Origin of the sequence: Rhizobium sp. YS-1r (genome assembly GCF_000757525.1) — a bacterium.
GTDB classification, from domain to species: Bacteria; Pseudomonadota; Alphaproteobacteria; order Rhizobiales; family Rhizobiaceae; genus Neorhizobium; species Neorhizobium petrolearium.
This window is the reverse complement of sequence record NZ_JPYQ01000005.1, coordinates 1-8,032: the sequence shown is the minus strand read 5'-3', so window position 1 is coordinate 8,032 and position 8,032 is coordinate 1. Positions and strand designations below refer to the sequence as shown.

Genomic DNA, 8,032 nt, shown 5'->3' with positions numbered 1-8,032 from the left:
CGTACGCACGGTGGTGTGGGAGGAGGGATGCCGTAAGGCCCCTCCTACCCGATTCATCAGTATATCAGCGGAATCTATTTCTTCACGACAACAGAGGCGACCTTGGCATCCGTCTTGCCGAAGGCGTAGCCGCCGCCGATCGCGACGTTGAGGGTGACATAGTCCTGTGCGACCTGCTGCACGGCCTGGGCAAGGCTCGCCTGCGCGGTCGAGACCTCGCGCTGCGCGTCGAGCACGTCGAGCAGCGAGGATGCGCCGTCACGATAGCTTGCAGTCGCGAGCTGCAACGCTTCCTGATAGGACTTCACCGTCGCCTGGTAGGCTTCGACCGTGCGGCGGTCGCGAGCCACGGCGGCAAGCGCGTTCTCGACCTCTTCGACTGCATCGAGAACGGTCTGCTTCCAGGCAAGATAGGATTCTCGTGCCGACGATTCGGCAATCTTCACATTGCCCCTCAGGCGGCCGCCGTCAAAGATCGGCAGGCTGAGCTGCGGACCGAAGGACCAGCCGAGAACGCCGCTCTCACCGGCAGAGATTCTGGTGTAGGACGGCGTGATCGAACCGCCGAGCGTGATGGACGGATAAAGCTGCGCTTCGGCCACGCCGATCTCGGCAACGGCCGAGGCGAGTTGCCGTTCTGCAGCGCGAATGTCCGGGCGGTTGCGGATAAGATCAGCGGGGATGCCTGCTCTTGCATTGAAGCGGGCGACCGGCTGGCGGGCACCTTTTTGAAGTTCAGCAACGAGGGAGGATGCCGGCAATCCAAGCAACGTGGCGATGCGATGGGTGGCGCGGCGGAACTGGGTCTCGAGGCCCGGAATTTCCGCGATCGTTGAATTGACGAGACCTTCCGACTGGACGACGTCGAGTCTGGAGGCCGCCCCAGCTTCGAGCTGAAGCTTGGTGAGGTTCAATGTTTCCCGCCGCGAATCGAGGTTCTGCCGAGCGATCGCGAGGCGCTCCTGATAATAGCGGACGTCGATATAGGCAGACGCGACCTGTGACAGAAGCGTCAGCCTCGCCACGTCTGCGCTGGCATAGGCAGCGTCAAGACTTGCGAGCGCCGATTCCTTGGAGCGGCGATAAAGGCCGAAAAGATCGAGGAACCAGGACGCAGTCAAATCGCCGCTGGCCGTCGTCTGAGGACCGGACGACGACGGGCTCAGCGGCCCTCCAATGTCCTCACTGCCGCTTCGGCTTGCAGAGGCTCCAAGGTCCAGGGCAGGCAGCCCGCCGGCACCTGCAACGATGACATTGGCCTGTGCGGCATTGATTCGTTCCAGAGCCTGGAGAACGTCGAGGTTCTGCCCAAGGCCCGTCTGGATATAGCCATTCAGGCGGCTGTCATTGAAGGCGGTCCACCAGGCAACCTGCGACACGTCACCGTTGCTGGCAGCGCCGGCCTCGCCGAACTTTCCCGGCAGGGAGATTTCCGGCGGCGTGTGATCGGGACCGACGACGCAACCCGAAAGCAGAAGCGCGGTGATAAGAGGAGCAACAACTCGAGTGGATAGCATTTTTCTGTCCCAGTGCCCTAAACGCTTGGAAGTCAGACATTCATGCCGCTTCCGATTGCTCCGTCAGGAGCGATTCGATTGTTCCTGACGGTATTAGAAGACCAAATCCGTTAACGACATAATCCTTATGCTACGCTTTTTCACGGTTTGATAACCGTCTAACGACAACAAAGAAGGAGGGAACGAAGAAAATTCCGAGGAGTGTTGCAGAAAGCATACCACCCAGCACTCCGACGCCGATCGCGTTCTGCGCCGCGGAGCCGGCTCCCGTGGCTATGGCGAGCGGAACAACACCCAGAATGAAAGCAAGCGACGTCATGATGATCGGCCTCAGACGCAGGCGAGCCGCTTCGAGTGTCGCTTCCACAAGGCCCATGCCCCCCTGCTGTCGATCCTTGGCAAATTCGACGATCAGAATCGCATTCTTCGCCGCCAGACCGATGGTCGTCAGAAGGCCGACCTTGAAGTAAACGTCGTTCGACTGCCCGAGAAAGTGCGCCGCGGTCAGTGCCCCGAGCACGCCGATGGGAACCGCGAGGATAACCGAGAAGGGGATCGACCAGCTTTCGTAGAGCGCTGCGAGGCACAGAAAGACGATCAGGACCGACAGCGCGTAAAGCATCGGCGCCTGCGAGCCAGAAAGCCGCTCCTGATAGGAAATTCCCTGCCATGCTACCGAATAGCCGCCCCCCATCTCGGATACCAGGCGTTCCACTTCGTTCATGGCGTCGCCCGAGCTCACACCTGGTGCGGCCGACCCCTCCATGGAGAAACCCGTGACCGCGTTGAAGGCAGAAATGGAAGGCAGGCCGTTGATCCAGGTTGCTTCCGTGAAGGAGGAAAACGGAACCATCTCGTTGTCGGAATTGCGGGCATCCCAGTATTTCAGATCCTCCGCCTGCATGCGGTAAGGCGCATCCGCCTGCACATAGACCTTCTTGATCTTGTTGTTCAGCGTGAAGTCGTTCACCCGGCTGCCGGCGAAAATGGTCGTCAGCATGGAATTGACGTCGGAAATCGAAACTCCCATGGCGCTCAGCTTCTCCTGGTCCAGCAACAGCTTTACCTGGCTTTCCTGATCGCGGTCGTTGCTGCGCATGGCGGTGATCTTGTTGCCGCTGTTGGCGGCCTGCACGAGTTGTTTGGACGCCGTCACGAGGGCTTGCGAGCCGTGATTGCCGCTATCGACCAGATACATGGAGAAACCGCTGGAGTTGCCCATGCCCTGAATTGCCGGAGGAAGCAGCGGGAAGACCTGGGCTTCGCGGATCGTGAAGAAATAGCCCATGGCGCGCTGAACGATGGCGCCTGCAGCGAGCTTCGGGTCCTGACGTTCGTCGAAATCCCGAAGGCTCGCAAAAACAAGGGCGTTGTTCTGCCCGGAGCCCGTGAAGCTGAAGCCGTTTACCGCGAAGACGTCCTGGACGCCTTCCTTTTCCTGGTCGAGATAATAGTTTTCGACCTTCTCGATCACCTCGGCTGTCTGGGCACTGGTTGCGCCATTCGGAAGCTGGATGATTGTCATCAACACGCCTTGGTCTTCCTGCGGGAGGAAGGAGGAGGGAAGTCGCGTGAAGAACCAGGCACATCCCCCGATCACGATGGCGAACATGATCATCACGCGCAGCGGACGCTTCAGGAGGTAACCCACGGAGCCCACGTAGCCATGCGTGGTCCGGTCGAAACCCCGGTTGAACCAGGCGCCGATCCCTCGCCCCTTCTTATCATGGTCGATCGGTTTCAGCATCGTCGCGCAGAGGGCGGGCGTGAGCACAATGGCGACCACAGCCGACAGGAGCATCGCCGACACGATCGTCACGGAGAACTGCCGGTAGATGATGCCGGTGGAACCGCCGAAAAATGCCATGGGAATGAAGACGGCGGTCAGCACGAGCGCAATGCCTATGATCGCGCCGGTGATTTCCCCCATCGATTTCTCGGTGGCTTCGAGCGGTCCGAGGCCTTCCGCCGCCATGATTCGTTCGACGTTTTCCACCACCACGATGGCGTCGTCCACCAGAAGACCGATGGCGAGGACCATGGCAAACATGGTCAAGGTATTGATCGAGTATCCCGTCAACGCCAGAATGCCGAAGGTTCCCAGCAAGACGACCGGTACAGCGATCATCGGAATGAAGGTTGCCCGGAGATTCTGCAGAAATACCAGTAGGACCACGAAGACGAGCACAATGGCCTCGATCAGCGTGTGGACCACCTTTTCAATGGACAGCGATACGAAAGGCGTGGTGTCGTAGGGATAGATGATCTTCACGCTTTGCGGGAGGGCCGGTGCGATCTCGGCGAGCTTGGCCTTGACGCGGTCCGCCGTATCAAGCGCATTCGCGCCCGTTGCCAGGTTGACTGCGAAACCCGAAGCGGGCTGGCGATTGGAGCGGGAACTGGAGGAATAGCTCTCCTGGCCGATCTCGACGCGCGCCACATCGCTGAGGCGCACGTTGGCGCCACTGGTGTCGACCTTGAGGATGATTCGTTCGAATTCCGGCACGGTGGTCAGCTGGCTCTGGGCCGTCATGGTGACGTTGATCTGCTGGCCTTCGACGGACGGCAGGCCGCCTACCGACCCTACCGAGACCTGAGTGTTCTGGATCTGGATGGCCGATGTGACGTCTGCGGGTGTCAGCTGGAATTTTCTGAGCTTGAACGGGTCGAGCCAGATTCGCATCGAATAGGCCGAACCAAAGGAGTTGATGCTGCCGACGCCTTCCAGGCGTTTCACCTGATCTTCGATCTGGGTCGAGAAGATGTCGCCCAAATCGGCGGAAGATCGCTTGCCATCGGTGGAAACGAGTGCACCGACGAGCAGAATGCTGGATGTCGATTTGGTGACCTCGATACCCAGATCCTGGACGATGGACGGCAGTTGCGACGTCACGAGCTGCAGCTTGTTCTGGACCTGCACCTGGGCAATGTCGGCATCGACACTGTTGTCGAAGGTCAGCGAGATGCTGGCCTGCCCGGTCGTGGAGGAGGAGGTCATATAGGTGAGGCCATCCAGGCCAGTCATGCCGTCCTCGATGATCTGCGTCACCGTTTTCTTAACCGTGTCGGCACTGGCGCCCGTATAGGAAGCGGAGATGCGCACGGTTGGCGGGGCGATTTCCGGATATTGTGAAATCGACAAGGTATTGATGGCGAGAACGCCGCCGAGCATGATGACGATGGAGATGACCCATGCGAAGATCGGCCGCCGAATGAAAAAAAGGGACATGATCTAGTTCCTGATCCCGATGTTGCCGAACAAGCCGCGAGACATCACGACTTCGGCGTCGGGGCATCGCCGACGACCGGTTTCTCTATGACGAAGCCCTTGGAATCAATCTCCGCAGGAACGGGATTGACGGTGGCGTTATCGGTGATCCACTGGAGGCCATCAACGATGAGCTTGTCTCCGTCGCTCACGCCGTCGGTGACCAGCCAGTTGTTGCCGGAAAGCTGGCTGCTGCGGAAAGTGCGCGTTTCGACCTTGTTGTCGGCGGTCACGAACTGCGCCGTGAGTTCGCCATTGGCGTTCCGGCTGGCCGCGCGCTGGGGAATGAGATAACCCGTTTCCCTGCCAACGGTGATGGTGGCGCGCACAAACATGCCCGGCAGGATGAGATTGTCGGGATTGTCGAACAGGGTGCGGATGGAAACGGTGCCGGTGGTCGTGCTGACCGCCATTTCGGACATGTCGAGCTTGCCGATGTGGGGATAATCGGAGCCGTCCTCCAAGGTGAGGCGGATTTGGGTTATCTCGTCATTTTCCTTGCGGTCAAGGTTTCCGGCAGCGATGGTCGTCCTCAGACGCCGCAGATTCACGCTTGATTCGTTCAGCTCTATATAGATCGGGTTGATTTGGCGCAGGGTCATCAAAGCATCGGTCTGGCTTGCCGTGACGACGTTGCCGACCGAGAATCGGGTGGCCGAGGTGACCCCGTCGAAAGGCGCACGGACTTCGGTCAGGCCGAGATTGATCTGAGCTGTCTGCAGAGCCGCGCGAGCCTCTGAAACAGAGGCCCTGGCTTGAAGCAGTGTCGTGCGGGCGTCCTCATATTCCTTTTGCGAGGCGCCGCTATTGGCCAGCCGCTCGTAGCGTTGAAGATTGGCCTCGGCCGCCGGCACGCTCACCTCCGAACGCTCCAATGCGGCCTGGGCCTCGGCTGCCGAGGCGAGATAGGTGTCGTCCTCGATCTTGTAGAGAAGATCGCCGGCTTTCACGAAGCTGCCTTCCTTCACCGCAATCTGCTTGATCACCCCGCCGACGCGCGGCCGGATGTCGGCCGACTGGAAGGCTGCCGCACGGCCGGAAAGAACCGTCGTGAGCGGCTGTTCGGATTTCTGCAGGGTCACGACGCTGACCGGCTGCGGCGGTCGTTGCGGAGCTCCGCCTGCGGATTGCTGTTGGCCAGAATCGCTGCAAGCCGCAAGAGCTGCAGAAAACAGCAGTGGTAGAATCAGTTTGCGTCCGATCATGGCGTCATCCAAGGCAAGGCGTTTGGGTAATCGCCACGGCAGACGATATGTGCCGGGGCGAAGGACGGAGAAGGTACCCCGTCTTGAGTGGTCAGAACAGTGGTGGTCGAAAGAAGAATTCGGCCAACGGTCTGCGATGTGGGGAAGTGACGTAAGTTAAAAATCGTCACTTTACAAGCGGATTTTGCAACGCAGCATTCACAAGTCCAGTGAGGCCGTCACATCGGTCATAAAGTTCGGCCTCGTCGGACTTGGCCAGAAGAACAGGATGGAGCACGCTCGCAAAAGCGGCTGCGACATGCCGACTTATCGCGTGCGGGTCGGTACATTTGTACGCACCGCTCGCTACGCCCTGGCGGATGAGATCGGTAAAAAGGGACTCTATCAGTTCCTTGTAATGCTGCCCGCTCGGCAGATCGGCTTCGGACATCAGAAAGATCATCTCGAAGAGGAAAGGGTTTTCGCGGATGTCCTGAAGATGTGCCTCCATCAGCTTGCGCACGACGATCGCAAGCCGCTCGGGCGCCGGAGCGGGTTCGTCAAGCGTCCCGAATCGCCCGATCATGCGGCTGATATGCCGGTCACAGATGGCATCCGCCAGCGCTGCCTTCGAGTGAAAATGCTTGAAGATATTGGCCGGCGACATCGAAAGCGCCTGGGCGACATCGGCGATCGAGCATTTGGCGATGCCGCGTTCGCGGAAAAGGATTTCCGCCGTGTTGAGGATGTCCTCCCGCGTCTCTTCCGCTTTGCGCCTTGGCCTTCGCACTCTCACCTCTTTAAAAATCGGACGGATTTCCCGATCAACGCGTGCTGAAATAGGGCTCCAGGTTCTTCCGGACCCGATCAAGCACTGTCGCACTGCCGGTGTCCGCAACGAAGGTGTTTCCCGTGATCGTCTCGTAGGCTGAGCGGTAGACCCTGGCGGTCTCCTCGATCAGTTCCGGCGGTATCGGCGGGATCTCGTCCTTGTAGGGATCGCAACGCTCGACCACCCAGGCCCGGATAAAGTCCTTGTCGAAACTCCTTGGCCGGGTGCCTTTCTCAAAAGCCTCCCGATAGCTGTCGGCGATCCAGTAGCGGCTCGAGTCCGGCGTATGGATCTCATCGGCGAGGATGATGTTGCCGTCGGCATCCGTGCCGAATTCGTATTTGGTGTCGACGAGGATGAGGCCGCGTTTTTCCGCCAGTTCCTGGCCGCGGGCGAAGAGCGCAAGCGCGTATCGGGACAGAGTTTCCCATTGCTCCGCCGTCAGAAGACCGCGGTCGACGATTTCCTTCGGCGTCAGCGGTTCGTCATGGCCACCGTCAAAGGCCTTGCTGGTCGGTGTGATCACCGGGTCAGGAAGAATCTGATTATCCCTCAATCCGTCCGGAAGGTGGAGCCCGTACATGGCTCGCTCACCTTTCTTGTAGAGGGTCAGGAGCGACGTGCCCGTTGTGCCGGCAAGATAGCCCCGGACGACGATCTCGACCGGCAGTATATCGAGCCGTTTGCCCACGACCACATTCGGATCGGGGTAGGTGAGCACATGATTCGGGCAGATGTCGCCAGTCGCCTCGAACCAGTAGCGTGCGGTCTGGGTCAGCACCTGGCCCTTGTCGGGGATCGATGTCAGGATGCGATCGAAAGCGCTTAGGCGATCGGTGGCGATGATGATGCGGCGGCCGTCCGGCAGATCGTAATTCTCCCGCACCTTGCCGCGGTAATGGTTCGGCAGTTCGGGAATGAAAGCATCGGTAAGAATGCGCACGGGAAACCACTTTCCTGAGAGTTTTCGCAGTCCTTTTGCTATCGCATGTTTTGACGCGGCCGCACAAGAACGGTCGGACGTCGCAGCTTGCCGCTTCGATTTCTCCATCCAGCGAGGGTGCGTTCCGCTGCCAGACTGTTAACTTCCGTTAACGGTTGGAATGCAGCTCAAATTTCTAATTCTCCAGATTTTTCAGTGTGTTGTAAGATTTTTCATTTTTTCCGATTCAATTCAGTTGACTTCATCTTGGGTGAGCTTCTATAAGCCGTGTCACTGACGAGGGCGGCG

5 protein-coding genes are annotated in these 8,032 nt (G+C 59.2%); all 5 read right to left on the bottom strand.

Annotated elements, in window-relative coordinates:
- Positions 1 to 74 precede the first annotated feature (74 nt).
- Positions 75 to 1,517, bottom strand: coding sequence for an efflux transporter outer membrane subunit (locus tag JL39_RS04440; protein WP_037146700.1), 1,443 nt, complete (start codon positions 1,515 to 1,517; stop codon positions 75 to 77).
- A gap of 130 nt (positions 1,518 to 1,647) precedes the next feature.
- Positions 1,648 to 4,746, bottom strand: coding sequence for an efflux RND transporter permease subunit (locus tag JL39_RS04435; RefSeq protein ID WP_037146698.1), 3,099 nt, complete (start codon positions 4,744 to 4,746; stop codon positions 1,648 to 1,650).
- Positions 4,747 to 4,790: 44 nt separating this feature from the next.
- Positions 4,791 to 5,990 carry an efflux RND transporter periplasmic adaptor subunit gene (locus JL39_RS04430; RefSeq protein ID WP_081952717.1) on the bottom strand — a complete coding sequence of 400 codons (1,200 nt, stop codon included), beginning with the start codon at positions 5,988 to 5,990 and terminating at the stop codon, positions 4,791 to 4,793.
- A 166-nt stretch (positions 5,991 to 6,156) separates the two neighbouring features.
- Complete coding sequence (locus tag JL39_RS04425) at positions 6,157 to 6,759, bottom strand: TetR family transcriptional regulator (RefSeq protein WP_037146696.1); 603 nt, start codon at positions 6,757 to 6,759, stop codon at positions 6,157 to 6,159.
- 34 nt (positions 6,760 to 6,793) lie between these two features.
- On the bottom strand, positions 6,794 to 7,744 hold the full coding sequence (locus JL39_RS04420; protein WP_037146694.1) for a phosphoribosylaminoimidazolesuccinocarboxamide synthase: 951 nt from the start codon (positions 7,742 to 7,744) through the stop codon (positions 6,794 to 6,796).
- Positions 7,745 to 8,032 lie beyond the last annotated feature (288 nt).